The following is a 14,849-nucleotide window of genomic DNA, read 5'->3' on the forward strand; positions in this document are numbered from 1 at the left end:
AAAAAGATATTATTCAGTATAGCCTAATAAACTTATATCAAGTATCGTGCCAACTCGCTGAACCTATGTAAGTCAGTAAATTCAAGACATAGCAACAGATCAAATGATTGATATTGTTTCAATTTGAATCATTGATACATTTATGCTACTTTTGAAACAAATTTGAAACAAACCTACTTATTCCATGAGCCAATCTTCCCCTTTCTTTAATCGCTGGCTCAGCCAGATGGGGCCCGATCAAGTCATAGCGGTACTCACCGATTTAGTAGATGCCGGCGCTGTCTTTGCGGTTGACGCTAGCGGTAAAGTACTCTTCTGGAGTAAGGGGGCAGAGAAACTGTTTGGCCTACCGGCGGAATCGGTTCTGGGTAAACCGTGCGCCCAAACGCTGGGTTGCGAGGAAGGACAAGATCCGTGCGGTCTGGCGGAGCTAGGCTCAATCAAAGCGCAAATCGTGAATCCTAAACGCGCTAATGGTCAACGCGTCACCTGCTATCGTACTGCTCGCGCATTCTTCGGCGCCGAGGGCCAATTTGCCGGTGCGCTGGAATTTCTCCAACCCCAAGCCTCAAACGAAACGGCTTTAGGCAAACAAGGAAATAGTGAAAGCTTCCATGGCATTTTGTCCCGTGATCCAGCCATGCTGGAGGCAATCAAAATTATCCGCAACGTCGCCGAAACCGAAGCCACTGTATTAATTCGAGGGGAGTCGGGTACTGGGAAGGAATTGGTGGCTCGCGCCCTACATCAAGAAAGCCCGCGCCATCAACAACCTTTTTTAGCTATCAACTGTGCCGCGCTCACACCCAGCTTGTTGGAAAGTGAACTATTCGGCCATGTCAAAGGGGCTTTTACGGGAGCGGTGCGAACGCATGCCGGTTTGTTTCAACGTGCGCATGGCGGCACTTTATTTCTGGACGAAGTCGCTGAATTACCCTTGGAGTTACAGGCCAAACTACTGAGGGTCTTGCAAGAACAAAGCTTCATCCCGGTTGGAGGCGATGCGGCAGTCAGTGTTGACGTGCGTATTATTGCCGCCACCCACCGCTCGTTACGCGAAGAGGTAAAAGCTGGACGGTTTCGTGAGGACTTGATGTATCGACTACGGGTGGTGCCCGTATTTTTGCCACCCTTACGAGAGCGACGACTGGATGTCAACTTGTTACTCTGGCATAACATCGATCTACATAATCTTCATGGTAGACGACATGTCGACAGCATCGCCCCGGAAGCCATGCGGCGTTTGCTCGATTACCGTTGGCCGGGTAATGTCAGGGAACTGATTAATGTCGTCGAATACGCATTCGCCGTAGGCCGGGGGAACGAATTGTGTCTCGAAGATTTACCGCCGGAATTTCGTGAATCAAAGCCGCCGACTATTAGCGAACAGCTGTCACCGCCCAAACATAGAAAATATCAAAACGAAGCAGATATAGTCCGGGAAGCATTACAAATGACAGGTGGCAATATGGAGGCAGCGGCGAGCTATGCAGGCATGAGCCGCGCAACATTCTGGCGCAAGCGAAAAAAATATAACATTGATACGTAATTGATCAGGTAGTTTGCTAAACAACTATTAAGATAAAAAAACATTTGAATCATATACCAAACATTCGGCGTAAAGCGGTTGTTATTAGATAAATGCCCAACATAACTACAAACACACCGAATGCCAGCCTCAATTGAATTTCCGGTACATGATCGGCAATCACTGCTCCGATCCAACCACCAAGAAACAGTGCCACCGCAACTATCAAGGCCGCTTTAATATCGACATTCCCATGACGGTAATACTCAATTACTGCGGCCAGCCCCACAGGGGGAAGCAAAATTGCCAAACTGGTACCAATAGCTGCATGCTGCGAGAAACCAGCCAAATAAACTAATGCAGGAACAATCAAAACACCTCCGCCAATACCAAACAGGCCAGATGCCACACCAGAGATAAGCCCGATGACCAAAAGCTGAATAATTAACGATGGATTCATGCTTATCTCCCAATCGACTTTTTAACAGCAATCAAAAAAGTGCTCGCTAAATCAAACAGTCTTTCCGCATGAGACTTCAAACTGAGGTGAAAAGTTAACGCACGACGAGCCGATAAGTTTGCTCGGCCATTCTGGTTAAGCCACGATCTTTAAAATGTGGTTCGTTCACTAACACGTTTTCGCTAGTCAACAATTCGATATCGCACCAATAGCTATACAAACTCTCAACTTCCTCGGTTTGCACACTAAAGGGCGGACCTTCCATTTCATGTTGCGGATAATCAAAAACTATTAACAACATTTGCACATTCGTTGTCAGCATGGCATACAAGCTCGACACATACTCAATACGCATGTCGGGCGGTAAAGCTACTAACGATCCGCGATCGTAAACCGCGTCAACTTCATCAAAATCAGTAGACCGTAGAGCAAAAAAGTCTCCACAAAAAATCTGCAGTCCGTCCACCTCACTAACCCAAAAGTCTCCTTGGCGACGTAGTCTTGGTTTTAAACCGTTATCGGAAAAAAACGATTCGACAGCCAATGGACTTAATTCGACACCAACAACTTGGTAACCCATCGCCAGTAGCCACAACATATCGTTACTTTTACCACACAAGGGTACAAACACCCGACCTTTGGATCTGACCGTCAACCTGGGGAAGTAACGTTCAATAAGCGGGTTAATCTCTGGTTTATGAAAACCGATCTGATTCTGTTGCCAGCGTTGATGCCAGAAATCATGGTGCATGGCCTATACCTCGACTAAAATTTTTTCGATGGGCCATTCTATTTGACTTATCCATCCACTGCTCGCGATTATGTTAAAACGAGAAGCGATGAATGTTTGTAACGGCTGATGTTTCTACTATCAATAGACCTGAATCAAAACAGAACAATCAGCTCGGATTTTTGAAATATGATTACCTTAGGAAAAACCTCTGTTTATTTCGCCCCTTGATCAATCCAGGTTTTGATACGTGTTACGTCCGATGCAGCGAGTTTATGGCTTTCAGCCATCGCCATATTGGTTCGCTCTCCGGAAATGATAGCAATCAGAGGGCTTTGGCTACTCTGCCCCGGCAAAACTAAAGATGAATTACCGTCATTTTTGAAAAAATCATCTAAATGATCAACTCGAAAACCTGCGTAGTGTTTTTGTGGGCCGTGGCAGTCGAGACAGTTTGTTACAAAAATGGGGTATACATCGTCCCATATCAGTAGTTTAGTTTCAGCTGTACTTGGCTCTGCAATAGCTGAATCATGCCGCTGTGTATCGCTTGGGTTGTTGGTGCAGATGGCTCGGGGCTTCTCTTGAACATCCCTTTGGGCAACCCAGACAAAAGATAGGCACAGAGCTGTAATAATACCAAGTGTCCAAATCGCGCTAAGGACTAACGAAGGTTGCGAGCTTTTGATTAGGTGACAACGTTTGCCGATCACCGAGACAATCCAATTCCAATGGAGAGCCAGATGAATTATCAGCACAGTTAAAAGCCCCAAACTGTTCCAGAAATGAATGTCGCCCCATTGATGCCTGCTCAAACCCCATAATGTGAGGGTCTTGTTACTCCCTGGCGGCAAGGGAAAACGCAACAAATAGCCCGTTGCGATCATCCCCAAAAACAGTAGACTCGCAACCAGATCGATAACGATATTAACAACCGTGCGATTCATGTTTCATTAATGCAACAATTAGAGAGATATGGAAGAGACTGTGTGGGTGCCATAGAAATGACCCGTATTAGAAATACGGCCAGACCTATAGTACTATCTTATGTGATTGGCCGCATAGTCGCCGGCTGTCAATCAATGACGACCGCTACCAAGGCTGTTCACTGGAAACTGGCGGCTATCTTTTCAGCTACGCCAATTTCGATTATCTTCAAACTGATAAAGTCGTTGACTTGCCCAATACTTACTTCGCCTCGTCAACCATCTGCATGGTTTTTTCTTCGACTTCTTTGGCAACTTCAACTAACGCCATGTCCTGGGAGAGTGTCGAAAGCATCTGTGCCGGTTTGATCAGGCCAATCTTGACTTTTCCTTGCTCGGTGAACACCGAAATACGGCAAGGCAACGCCATGTTCAGACGCATGTCGATGGACAATACTTTTGCGGCTTGACTCGGATTGCAGATTTCAAAAATTTTGCATTCGTTATCAAACGCTAAGCCTTTGCTGCGGAGTGTTCCGCCCAAGTCGTGAACATGTAATACCCCGTAGCCATGACTATTAACGGCTGACTCGAGGTCGGCCGACGCCTGGTCAAATGATTTATCTGTTGCGACAATGTAATACATGAGAACCTCAATCTTTGTGGCTGGGGAATTTATTTTCAATAGGGTAACTATACAGCTAATGCTAATGACGTGATCTTTATCAAGCCTCGCAAACGACATCGAATAGGCCCGACCCAAAGACCCTTTCGGGGAAGGCTGATACGGCGGGGAATACGAGCGAAGATTATTTCCAACGCTACGCCGGAATAGTAGTGACAGCATGAACATAAGGTAAGCTCACGCAACACGGGAAGCCCTGTGGCTTGTTAAGCAATAAGCAACAGGGGGAGGGCCGCCCGTGAGGGGCAGGCAGGGTGGCGCGGAGGGTCGTAGTGTGAGCTGGGCACCGCGTTATCCAGGAGGGCTGTCCCTCTAGCGCTCGGATGAGGGGCTCCTTAGGCTCTTAAGAAGCCAATCGACAACATAATAGTGGTAAAAGCGCGCGAATAGCTTCATCAGTGTCCGGAGGCAAAAAACTTGTACCACGATACCGAATATATGGCTGCAATCTCTCTTTGTTGAAAACATCAATTTTGTAACACTTGGCTAGCAATTGAGGAGGATTCAATCAAATGGGATAGCCCGTCGGCTCCACATGAATAGCTAGCTTTGCCTGGTACGCCGATATTGGTAATACAGTAAAAGGAGACGGCATCAATGCAATCTCCTTTTTGACAACCTTTAAGCGCCTCTTCTGCCCAACGCTGCAAAACTACCCAGACCTGAAAGAAATAGCCAAAAGGCGGCAGGTAATGGCACTGCTGACTGCAGTATATTAACCTCCGCATTGGAAAAAGTCGGAGTGATTGGATTGCCGCCAGTGGCAAAAGGATCGTTGTTGTTGGTAACTAGGGTGATTTGACTGCTGCCCGATCCGATGGCCGTAAAAGTAAACGTCGCGATGTTGAAAAGATTGTTAGTGGTATTGGCTCCAAATTGCGCAAAATCGGTGAATTCGATTTTACCGGTAGTATTATCGATGGCGCCGGGCACGGAGGCAAAATTCCACAAACTGCTATTTACCGAGACTGTGTCGGCATGCAACATTGATGAATCAAAATTTACATCCACTGAACCGCCATCCAGTCCGGCAGGGAATAACTCGCCTTTCAATACCAGAGAAAAAGTATCACCTAAATTAACGGTGGTACTGGTAGGATCGAAAAAAACATGGTTTTCAGTCACTGCCGCGAATGCGCCATTGGTGGCGGTGATACTAGCGAGAACTGCAACAATGGCGGGCAGGTTTTTTAGTTTCATGATGAGAATTCCGTTGTGTGGTTAAGAAAAATTAATTAGTGTTAACGCTTATGGGCAAGCGGCCAAGCCGGAAGGCCCTGGGGCTTTGCCATACAATTTGTTAAACAAACCTAAATCCAGCGAATTGACTTTGCCATCGCCGTTAAAGTCCGCTGCGGCTTTCAGCTCCGGCGTTCCAACACTGATACCATATACGCTTTTGAACTTGCCCAAATCCAGCGAGTTAGTTTTACAGTCGTTGTTGAAATCAGCATCACAGGCGTTGCCGAAATGGTCGCCGTCGCTATCCAATTGGCTGGTATTGGATACCAATTTACAGTTATCCTGGTTGTCGACCACGCCATCGACATCGCTATCGAGTCCAGCAGCTTGATTGATGGTCAATTGCGCGACTTGTTGGTTACCGGCATTCAAAATAATGATGCTTCCGCTCCGCAATGAGGGGAGTGTATTTGCCGAAATAGTGTATTGAAATGTTCCATTGCCGACACTGCTGCTTGCCGAATTGACTGCAATCCAAGGTGAATTGCTTTGGGCCTGCCATTGGCATGTAGCAGCAGTGGTTAAGTTACTGCTATAACCACCTCCGGTGTCTGATGCCGATTGCGTGTTCGGTTGTAGGGAATAACTGCACGCATTATTTACAACCACTGTACCAGTAGCAGGTACAGTACCTTTGTTGTTGGTCGAGGTGTTAGTGTTTTTGCTACCATCATAGCCGGCAAACAAGAAGGTATCCGTACCGGTAAATCCTTCAAATGGGAAATAGGTCGCGATGCCGTTATTCAGACCAACCGTCCCGTTTTGTGGCTGCTTTAAAATGCGTAAAGTCACGCCTGCAACATTACCCGGTAGCGTAAGATCGACCGGAGTGCCTGCTACGGTTGTGGCAGTCACATCTGCTGTAACAGGGGCTGGTGTCGTGTTCATGTGATCGTTATTTGGCCCTTGATGGCAGGTATAACAGCCGACTGTACCGCCTCGATAAAACTTCTGCGTACCCGCATCACCGACTCTAAAGTTTCTGTCGCCCTGGAATCTCGACAGCTCTGTGCCCCGCAGATCGCTGCCATGGCATGATTTACAGCTTGAGACACCTACTTGTTCAACCGAATCATGATGTGAATTTACCCAGTTTTGATCAATGGGGTGTAGCCCGTGTGGACCGCCATTGACCGTATTTGGGACGCTGGTGGTATGGCAGGTTTTGCATTCCACTGTCACACCCGCATGACCCTGCAACTGTTCATTGCGGATATTGTCATTCTGATGTGACGACGGAAACTCAGCGTGGGTTGAACCGTGGCAGGCCGAACATTGCAAGCCACCGTGACCTTTTGAAAAACGATACAGCGACAATCCAGGAGCCGGAGTGTCTGGATTAGTGGCAAAAGTCTGATTAACTGCCACCCGTTCACTGTCATAAGTCAGAGGATTATTGAATACGGAGCTGTAACGGATTTTGCCGTTATTACTAATCGCCGTGCCTGTATGGCAACTCTGACAGGTTGGCTCCTGTAACCATCCGGTGCGGTGGCTATCGCCCACCTTGCTCATATTGCCGTGACAGCTTTGACACTGCATTTCCATGGAACCGTCAGTCGCAACCGCACTACCCATGGCACCGCGCAGACAACGTGTTTTCGAGCCAGGATGGCAGTCGTAACAGGCCGAGCGATTATTGGAATCGTTCAACGACAGATTGTTGCCCGGCGCAGAAACATTCGAGTGCGTTGAATGCACAGCCGCTGTCAGCGCCGACACTGTACCGGTACTGCCGGTAAAACTCGGCGTTCCTAGCGCTTCAGAAGAGTGGCATGACGCACATAATACCGGCTTGGTCTGAATGCCAAGCGTATTTGCATCTTGATCAACAGTGGCGCTGCTATAAAGACCATTGGCATCAATGCCTTTTGCGGCTAAGGCTTCTGAATAAAGCGTCAGATGTTTTGAGAACTCCTGCTCATCGTGACGTTTAAGGATATTTAACCGATACTCCCGTTCCGGATTAGCATCGGTAATCCAGCCAACTGCCGGTTTTGCTTGTGGATTGGTGTTTGCAGCATGACAAGTCTTGCAACTCATTTCATCAGAGACTGGCAATACGATATCGCTTTGAGCAATGATCGCATTCGCTGAATTTCGTGCGACTAACCGCATCATCGGATAGGTGTTTTTGTTGCCCTCGTCATCGGTAGGTGTGATTGGTATTCCTTCGCCCTGAAAGGAATTGAGCGGGGCATTGCTCGGTTGAAAAACCAAAGGCTGAGGGGTATTTAGAACATACGGACTGTCCACGCCCGGCATATTACAACCCGCAAGGCCAATGTCAGCTGCGTAGGGTGGATTGAGGCCCTTTAGTCCAGGAAAAAGACTTGGCGCGAACTTGGCCCAGTCGCTTTTATCCTTGGAGGTCGAGTTTAATAACCCTGTGACCGGGTCGGCAACGGCTTCGTAAGTAATCGAATATTCGGTTGCGCCAGGCGTACTGGTGGCTGTCACCAGTTTACCGCCTACGATCAATTGGGCATCAATGGTGTTGTATGGCGGCAGGATGGAAAACTCCGCGTAACGAGAATCCATACAATGCATGCCCAAGTTATTCCAACCTAACAAGACCGCGTTGGCCGCGTGAGTATTGATAGGGGTTAGAAAATAAAAAATCGATGACAGCAGGAGAAAGCCTAGTTTTCTCATAAAATCTAACCCCTTACGGTTAAGAACAATACGTGGAGGCTAAAATCTATTTGGCTTTAACCCGCTAAACTCAAACAGGAATCCTTCAATTATCCTGTCAGCGCTGTTTTTGGCATATGGGTGCTTATATGCCAAAAAATCATAAGAGCGTAAGGTTTTTACGTTAACACATGAAAATAAATCCAAGATTAACTTTAAATTAAATTTACATTAAAAAGTTTATGGGTAATAACGAGTGACTCAGCCTAGGCTTGCCATGGACTAAATCCGCTGAAGTTCTATTTTCATTCGGATTTCGTCAGGTTGCGTTGCTCTAACCCAGCCTACATTTTGGCTTTTTTGAAAGCCTACTCAAAGGATGGAGCTACCATGCAAGTTGACTTTCAAGAGGGTTTCTGCGGCCTGTGCGCCATCCAACCGAGTATCCCCAGACCGATCAGTGTCAAAGAAAAAGCCGGCGGCAGCGGTACTGCTGGTGTCACCGTGGTGGTTAGGTTGCCCCCGACGATGTCCACGCCGAAGGGGTCGCCCAGGAAGGCGTAGTAGCCATGCTCGCCGCCATGCGTGGTGCCCTTGGCGGTGAGGGTGTACACGTAGGCCAGCGTGTCGCCGAACTCCAGCGAACCCAGCTTGACCGAGGTCGAAACGCTGTCGACCAGCCAGGCCGGGTAGCTTTCGAAGTTGGCGCTGGTGGGGTCTCTGCGGAAGGTGTCGAACAGGCTGTTGTCGGTGCCCAAAAATTGCACGTCTGCAAAGTTCTGGTAAACGCCGGGCGCCTGCGGAATCTGCACTTCGAAGACGCGAAGACCGAACTCCCAGGCCGCGCCGCGGCTGAAGGTGCCGTCGGCATGGGTGATGATCGAATCGAGCCGGGCCGTGGCCTCACTGGTTTCGGTGGCGCTGAAACCGTCGCGGTTGGGCGGCACGCCGAGCAGGCCCACCGTCAGCGCCGGGATCTGCAGGTGCAGCGAGATGTCGACCTTGGGGCTGCCCAGGTACTGGAAGGTCTGCGTCCACAGCGACTGCGCCACCAGCTGACCCGTCTGGTTCTGTGTGCCGTCACCCGGGTCGCCGGCGATCCACGAGCTCACGCCGACACCGCCGTTGCCGTCTGACTCCGCTAGCGACGACGCGAAGGCCTCATGGATATCGGTCGAACGACCGGAAAAGTTTTGGCCCTTGGCAGCCCGGTGCAATAGCTCGGCACTTTGCTTGGGGCTAGGCTGGGTGCCAGTGATGGGTTTGTCTTCTTCGAATACTGTACCGCCAGGATGCAGCGATTCCTGCACATAGGCCGATAGGTCGATCGAACTGCCCACAACGCCAAATTGAGAGTCGGCGATAGCTGCACCGCTGCAAGCGATCAGTGTTGCTGTGCAGACTAACTTGGAACGGTGCGTAAAATACCGGCAATTGAATGTTTTCGTATAGGATTTCATGTGGTCGTCCTCCTGCGGTGTCAGTGGATATTGTTGTTCTTGTCGATTTAGAAATTGAGCTATCCGAAAAGCAGACGAAATATTTACGAACCGTAGAATCGATAATGTCAGTAGTATTCTGATTCCGTAGACTGCCGCGACATCAGTTAAACTGAAAACCTTAATAACTTAGAAAAACTTAGGAAAGTCAAGGGCCTTTGTCTCCGGCGAACTTAACGCTACTCTTCAAAAGAATTCGCGTCAAGGTTAACCAGCAGATGTAGTCGACTTCCCTGTGCATTCGTGCTTGATTAAATTGTTATATGCCAAAGGATTACCGCCGACTACGCAAATATCACGAACGTGGCTTTTGGCAGCGGAGTATTCCGACCAAACGATAATAAGCAAAAGGCTTACCAGCCTTAATTTGACTGACCGCTGCAGAGCATATACCGGACAAACCGAGACAATGAGCGCGAATGTCGCTTTTGGGTCCAGGCCGTGTAAAAACGCTTAATCTGATAAAATAAGCTCACGGCCAAGCCACCGGGAGTGCAGATGAAACGCTTCATTCAAAGTACGGATCGAACTCAGGTAACCCTATTTCCTGAGCAACTGGAAGACTATGTTGCTGACGATAATCCTGTTCGCGTAGTTGATGTATTTGTAGAGCAACTCGATCTGGGCAAATTAGGATTCGATGGGGTTTCTCCCATGAAAACCGGACGCCCCGCCTATCATCCCGCCGTACTTCTCAAACTCTACATTTACGGTTACCTGAACCGGATCCAATCCAGCCGCCGACTGGAACGCGAAAGCCAACGCAATCTGGAACTGATTTGGTTGATGGAGCGCTTGACGCCCGACTTTAAAACCATCGCCAACTTCCGCAAAGATAATGGCACGGCCATCCGTAAAGTTTGCAGCCAGTTTGTCGTACTTTGCCGTCAGTTGAATTTGTTGACAGAGGCAACAGTCGCCATTGATGGCAGCAAATTCAAAGCGGTCAACAACCGTGACAATAACTTCACGACGAATAAAATCAAGCGGCGGCGCGAGCAAATCGAAGCCAGTATCGAACGCTATCTGTCGGCGCTGGAAACGGCGGATCGTCAGGAGCAGGCCGATTTTACCGAAGCCAAAATCCAACGGCTTCAGGAAAAGATTGCCATGTTAAAACAGCAAATGGCCAAGCTCGATACCATCGAAACCGAATTGCAAAAGACCCCGGATAAACAAATTTCCCTGACTGATCCGGATGCGCGCTCGATGGCCACCAGTGGACGAGGTTCGGGCATGGTCGGTTACAACGTCCAGACTGCAGTCGACACCAAAAACCATCTCATCGTAGCGCACGAAGTCACTAATGTTGGTCATGATCGAAGCCAGTTAGCCAACATGGCCAAACAAGCCAAAGCTGCGATCGGCGCTTCCGAACTCAACGTCGTGGCTGACCGTGGTTATTTCAGCGGCGAGGAAATTCGCAAATGCGATGAGGCCGGTATTACGGCTTTCGTGCCCAAGTGCATGACATCTGGAGCCAAAGCTGACGGACGTTTTGATAAGGCAGATTTTATTTATGATGCTGCGAAGAATGAATACCAATGTCCGGCAGGACAACGTCTGATCTGGCGATTTGCCAGTGAAGAACATGGATTAAATCTCAATAAATACTGGAGTTCGCATTGTCCACAATGCCAAATCAAGTCTCAATGTACGCCAAGCGCTTATCGACGAGTGAGCCGTTGGGAGCATGAAGAGATTCTCGATGCGATGCAGACTCGTTTGGACAAAGCACCCGACAGTATGCGCATCCGAAGGCAAACGGTCGAGCATCCATTCGGTACTCTCAAAGCTTGGATGGGATCAACCCACTTTTTGACCAAGACACTGGATCACGTCAGCACCGAGATGAGCTTGCATGTGCTGGCTTACAATCTCAAAAGGATGATGAATATGCTGGGAACCACTGCCTTGATGGAAGCAATGGTGGCCTGAGGCCATTTATTGTTTTTTAGCCCTATTACCATGGCTAACAGGCAGCTATTGGCCATATCAATCGATAACCAGAAAAAACCTACCTATCCAGAATCGTCCACCAGTTGGGTTTACCAGCTCGGTTTATTTGAGCAGAATTCCGTTTAAACGCCGACTATTTCATTTTTTTGACGTTTTTACACAGCCTGGGTCGAAACTGTAAATTCGCCACTTCCAAAAGCCGCCATTCACTACTGGCGTAATCGTCTCGGAACGCCTTACAGCATCGGCGGTTTTATTTTGCCCGATAACACGGCTATAGCCAGTTCCACTTCATCCATTGCCAGGATTTGATCAATCGTTTCATGTTTGATGCTGTTCGCGATCTGTAGAATTTCTTCGTTGACTTCCTTCAAGGTTGCGGATTGTTTAATCAGACGATTAACTTCCTTGGTTTGTGCAGCGCTTAGTCGATCCTGTTGCCATCGGGAAAACTGTTCCAGGAAATACCTTTGGTCGTCCAATTGTTTGTCATATAGATCAAAGACCCGATTCAGGGTGGCATCGTCCAATACATAAGGCTTGGCTATTGCCTGACGCAGGTTGTCCAACTGAATCATGGATTCCTCCAGCATGCCGTCCACCATAAAGGTGAAGGTAGGCAACATACTAATAGGGTGCCACTGAATTTGTTGATCTTCCGGCGCCTGGTCCTGTGTAGTGTCATCACCCGGTTGACAGTGACGTGCCATTAATTCATCCAGTTCCTCATCAAATTCATTGGCCGTCTTTAGCTGAATTGGCTCACGGTTCGGCCAAACTTTCAATACTCTGGTTTTGGTATCGAAGCCTGGTGTTCCCAGTGGTTCGCCGATGACCCAAGTCGGCACATTGATTTCACTATATTGGTGGACCATGGTTTGAGCGCAAACTTCAAGTACGTTTTCATCGGCACTATCGTCGGCAAAGATCAATTGCGCCGCCCACTCCCCGCAGTGATCGCAGGGAATGAGGCTACTTTCAAAAAGGTCTTCGGGTGGTGAGTACTTGGGTGTGTCGGGTTGGGCGACAGGATTCAGTTCTAGCCGATGCTGGGAGAGGTCAAGATAATCGGTGTTATCGCGGCAAACCCAGTGGAGCATTTGCCCTGACGGGTTTGGATTGCGCTCGAACAGGGCTACCGTTTTCCTGTATTGGGCGTCGGTGGTCTTGGCGTTTTGAATGCGCGGCAGGTTGTTTTTCAGCTCGATTAAATCATCCTGCCCCAGTTCCGACCGGAAAGCGGTGACGCTCCCGTTGGGATCGACCGCGAAAATAAAGTAATTCCCGGTTTCGAGCATTTTATTTAAGACAGTCTGCACGACCGGGTTGTTCGGGTTTACCAGTAGATTGAATGTGGCGTAATGGTAGAAGTGGAAGCCAAAGTGAACCACGACGCAGTCGGCATTACCGTACAACGAATGCCCGAAACTAAAACCAGTCCGGGTGTACTCCTCAGGAATAACCATTTCGAGCCGAAGTGCCAAAACGCCGAAGGTTTGTTTCCGTTCCTCAACGAGGCCCAACGCACAGCAGGGTGCTTCGGCGGTGAGAAAATCATCGATAAACTGACTATTGACGGTAAGCCGTGGGAGTAGGGGATAGACGTTGCTCATGGGACATCGCTGGGTTAGGCAGGGGTGGCTTGGGGATGATAAATCATACCCGGAGTTGGAGTGATCACTAAATCCGCTGTACGGTGTGATGCTTGCTTGAAGGAAGGTGTTGAAACTGCGATCATCAGTGCCACAATCTCATCATCGATTGCAATTGTCACTTGTCCCTGATTTGATCTTTGGCGCCGGCGTTTTCGTCGGCTAGTTCTTTACATCCAACTTTTTGAGAAAACCATGCATAAATCCGAACTCATTGACGCTATTGCCAGCCATGCGAATCTCAGTAAAGCCGAGGCTGGACGGGCTCTCGATGGCATCCTCAGTGCCATTCAAAACGCCTTGAAAAACGGCGATTCGGTATCGTTAGTAGGGTTTGGCACCTTCGAAGTCAAGGAACGTGCCGAGCGTCAGGGGCGCAACCCGCAAACCGGCGCTGAACTGACCATTGCCGCGGCAAAACTACCAGGCTTCAAAGCCGGAAAGACCTTAAAAGACGCCGTTAACGGTTAAATTCTCGTGAGGGATAGCGAGGGCTTTGAATGGCTCGAAGTCCTCTTGAAACTGCGCTATGATTCGGCGGTTAACTCACTGTCGAACATTCGCATTTCAGATGATAAAATCGGAACTGATCGGGGCGCTGGCCGCCAAGCAAGCGCACCTGCTGCAAGAAGACGTAGAGCTCGCTGTCAACACGATCATTGAGGTTTTGATCACCGCTGTCGCCACTGGCGAACGAATTGAAATTCGCGGATTTGGTGGTTTTTCAACGATTCCCCGCCAAGCGCGTATCGGCAGGAATCCAAAAACCGGGGAATCTGTCAGTGTGCCTAATCGACACGCCGTTCATTTCAAACCGGGCCTTGATTTGCGACACCGGGTCAATGCTTCGAAACAGGCGTTCCCCACCATTAAAGACCTGTAACTGGGGGTTTCGCAAAATCCCATGGGGCTTTGTGTCGTTTGTCTAAACGTCCCCGATGCTGTTGAAAAAGCCGGATTTGCAAAAAAGGGGCTTTTTCAAGCTACTCGCGTTTCAGATGTAACCAAATCAGGGATGTTACTCATTTACGAAGCAATCCTTACGGCACCCCAACTAACAGGAATGGGTTTTGAGCTTAACAGAAAAATCAGCAACACCCAGCTTGAACAACTGTTTAGCGGCAGCATCAAGCGTTTTAAACTCTTTCGCTTCTCGTTTGGTCGTTTCTAATGGCTTGCCATCCACCACAATCATGTAACCCTGCGACATCAACGCATAAAGTACATGCACCTTTTTAACGGCATTGGCATCCAGTAGCAGTTTCAGTTCCCGCTCAGTCATTGATCGAATAAATCCTGCTGATCGACCAGTACTAATAAATCGCCCGGTTTAACCTGCAAGAACCGGCAGAGTTTGGACAGCACATCACGATCAAAACTTTTCACCTGATCGTAGTAATAACGATCAACGGTTGCGCGAGCAATGCCGGTGGCATGGCAGACCTCGGAAACCTTTAAGCGTTTGGCACCCAGGATGGTGGACAGGCGGCATGTAATCATCATTCAATTGTAGCAACTTTTAATCGACTTCGAT

At 48.7% G+C, this 14,849-nt stretch carries 14 protein-coding genes; 4 read left to right on the plus strand and 10 right to left on the minus strand.

Annotation, left to right across the window (positions count from 1 at the left end; all coding sequences use genetic code 11):
- The first annotated feature begins 184 nt into the window (after positions 1–184).
- The gene (locus ACH50O_RS22915) at positions 185–1,549 is read left to right on the plus strand and encodes a sigma-54 interaction domain-containing protein (protein ID WP_446812243.1); all 1,365 of its coding nucleotides are present in this window, start codon (positions 185–187) and stop codon (positions 1,547–1,549) included.
- Positions 1,550–1,598: 49 nt separating this feature from the next.
- Here ACH50O_RS22915 and ACH50O_RS22920 read toward each other — a convergent pair whose 3' ends face one another.
- From ACH50O_RS22920 to ACH50O_RS22950, 7 genes are all read right to left on the minus strand, one after another.
- Positions 1,599–1,988, minus strand: a complete 390-nt coding sequence (locus tag ACH50O_RS22920; RefSeq protein ID WP_446812244.1) for a sulfite exporter TauE/SafE family protein — start codon at positions 1,986–1,988, stop codon at positions 1,599–1,601.
- 94 nt (positions 1,989–2,082) lie between these two features.
- A complete protein-coding gene (locus ACH50O_RS22925) occupies positions 2,083–2,739 on the minus strand; it encodes a thiopurine S-methyltransferase (RefSeq protein ID WP_446812245.1) in 657 nt (218 codons plus the stop codon).
- Between the two features lie 194 nt (positions 2,740–2,933).
- Complete coding sequence (locus ACH50O_RS22930; protein ID WP_446812246.1) at positions 2,934–3,665, minus strand: DUF4405 domain-containing protein; 732 nt, start codon at positions 3,663–3,665, stop codon at positions 2,934–2,936.
- A gap of 241 nt (positions 3,666–3,906) precedes the next feature.
- A complete protein-coding gene (locus tag ACH50O_RS22935; protein WP_446812247.1) occupies positions 3,907–4,290 on the minus strand; it encodes a DUF302 domain-containing protein in 384 nt (127 codons plus the stop codon).
- 660 nt (positions 4,291–4,950) lie between these two features.
- Positions 4,951–5,529 (minus strand): VPLPA-CTERM sorting domain-containing protein, encoded by a 579-nt coding sequence (locus ACH50O_RS22940; protein ID WP_446812248.1) that lies wholly within the window; start codon positions 5,527–5,529, stop codon positions 4,951–4,953.
- A gap of 48 nt (positions 5,530–5,577) precedes the next feature.
- The gene (locus ACH50O_RS22945) at positions 5,578–8,226 is read right to left on the minus strand and encodes a dockerin type I domain-containing protein (protein ID WP_446812249.1); all 2,649 of its coding nucleotides are present in this window, start codon (positions 8,224–8,226) and stop codon (positions 5,578–5,580) included.
- 383 nt (positions 8,227–8,609) lie between these two features.
- Positions 8,610–9,665 carry a hypothetical protein gene (locus ACH50O_RS22950; RefSeq protein ID WP_446812250.1) on the minus strand — a complete coding sequence of 352 codons (1,056 nt, stop codon included), beginning with the start codon at positions 9,663–9,665 and terminating at the stop codon, positions 8,610–8,612.
- 537 nt (positions 9,666–10,202) lie between these two features.
- Here ACH50O_RS22950 and ACH50O_RS22955 point away from each other — a divergent pair.
- Positions 10,203–11,642: an IS1182 family transposase gene (locus ACH50O_RS22955; protein WP_446812251.1), complete on the plus strand. Its 1,440-nt coding sequence runs from the start codon at positions 10,203–10,205 to the stop codon at positions 11,640–11,642.
- Between the two features lie 257 nt (positions 11,643–11,899).
- On the opposite strand, the gene ACH50O_RS22960 is transcribed toward ACH50O_RS22955, so the two are convergent.
- Positions 11,900–13,276 carry a hypothetical protein gene (locus tag ACH50O_RS22960; protein WP_446812252.1) on the minus strand — a complete coding sequence of 459 codons (1,377 nt, stop codon included), beginning with the start codon at positions 13,274–13,276 and terminating at the stop codon, positions 11,900–11,902.
- A gap of 234 nt (positions 13,277–13,510) precedes the next feature.
- Between ACH50O_RS22960 and ACH50O_RS22965 the strand changes: the two genes are divergently transcribed.
- A complete protein-coding gene (locus tag ACH50O_RS22965) occupies positions 13,511–13,786 on the plus strand; it encodes an HU family DNA-binding protein (RefSeq protein ID WP_101052544.1) in 276 nt (91 codons plus the stop codon).
- Positions 13,787–13,886: 100 nt separating this feature from the next.
- On the plus strand, positions 13,887–14,198 hold the full coding sequence (locus ACH50O_RS22970; RefSeq protein WP_446812253.1) for an integration host factor subunit beta: 312 nt from the start codon (positions 13,887–13,889) through the stop codon (positions 14,196–14,198).
- 171 nt (positions 14,199–14,369) lie between these two features.
- Here ACH50O_RS22970 and ACH50O_RS22975 read toward each other — a convergent pair whose 3' ends face one another.
- Together ACH50O_RS22975 and ACH50O_RS22980 are read right to left on the minus strand one after the other, a co-directional pair.
- Complete coding sequence (locus tag ACH50O_RS22975; protein WP_446812254.1) at positions 14,370–14,597, minus strand: hypothetical protein; 228 nt, start codon at positions 14,595–14,597, stop codon at positions 14,370–14,372.
- Positions 14,594–14,818: a helix-turn-helix domain-containing protein gene (locus ACH50O_RS22980; protein ID WP_446812255.1), complete on the minus strand. Its 225-nt coding sequence runs from the start codon at positions 14,816–14,818 to the stop codon at positions 14,594–14,596. Before ACH50O_RS22980 ends, ACH50O_RS22975 begins: the two co-directional genes overlap by 4 nt.
- Positions 14,819–14,849: the final 31 nt, after the last annotated feature.

This window comes from Methylomonas sp. 2BW1-5-20 (assembly GCF_052474515.1).

Bases quoted from the DNA above. Each gene is read 5' to 3' on its own strand.
- ACH50O_RS22915 (WP_446812243.1), top strand. From the start codon at position 185: ATGAGCCAATCTTCCCCTTTCTTTAATCGCTGGCTCAGCCAGATGGGG.
- ACH50O_RS22920 (WP_446812244.1), bottom strand. From the start codon at position 1,988: ATGAATCCATCGTTAATTATTCAGCTTTTGGTCATCGGGCTTATCTCT.
- ACH50O_RS22925 (WP_446812245.1), bottom strand. From the start codon at position 2,739: ATGCACCATGATTTCTGGCATCAACGCTGGCAACAGAATCAGATCGGT.
- ACH50O_RS22930 (WP_446812246.1), bottom strand. From the start codon at position 3,665: ATGAATCGCACGGTTGTTAATATCGTTATCGATCTGGTTGCGAGTCTA.
- ACH50O_RS22935 (WP_446812247.1), bottom strand. From the start codon at position 4,290: ATGTATTACATTGTCGCAACAGATAAATCATTTGACCAGGCGTCGGCC.
- ACH50O_RS22940 (WP_446812248.1), bottom strand. From the start codon at position 5,529: ATGAAACTAAAAAACCTGCCCGCCATTGTTGCAGTTCTCGCTAGTATC.
- ACH50O_RS22945 (WP_446812249.1), bottom strand. From the start codon at position 8,226: ATGAGAAAACTAGGCTTTCTCCTGCTGTCATCGATTTTTTATTTTCTA.
- ACH50O_RS22950 (WP_446812250.1), bottom strand. From the start codon at position 9,665: ATGAAATCCTATACGAAAACATTCAATTGCCGGTATTTTACGCACCGT.
- ACH50O_RS22955 (WP_446812251.1), top strand. From the start codon at position 10,203: ATGAAACGCTTCATTCAAAGTACGGATCGAACTCAGGTAACCCTATTT.
- ACH50O_RS22960 (WP_446812252.1), bottom strand. From the start codon at position 13,276: ATGAGCAACGTCTATCCCCTACTCCCACGGCTTACCGTCAATAGTCAG.
- ACH50O_RS22965 (WP_101052544.1), top strand. From the start codon at position 13,511: ATGCATAAATCCGAACTCATTGACGCTATTGCCAGCCATGCGAATCTC.
- ACH50O_RS22970 (WP_446812253.1), top strand. From the start codon at position 13,887: ATGATAAAATCGGAACTGATCGGGGCGCTGGCCGCCAAGCAAGCGCAC.
- ACH50O_RS22975 (WP_446812254.1), bottom strand. From the start codon at position 14,597: ATGACTGAGCGGGAACTGAAACTGCTACTGGATGCCAATGCCGTTAAA.
- ACH50O_RS22980 (WP_446812255.1), bottom strand. From the start codon at position 14,818: ATGATGATTACATGCCGCCTGTCCACCATCCTGGGTGCCAAACGCTTA.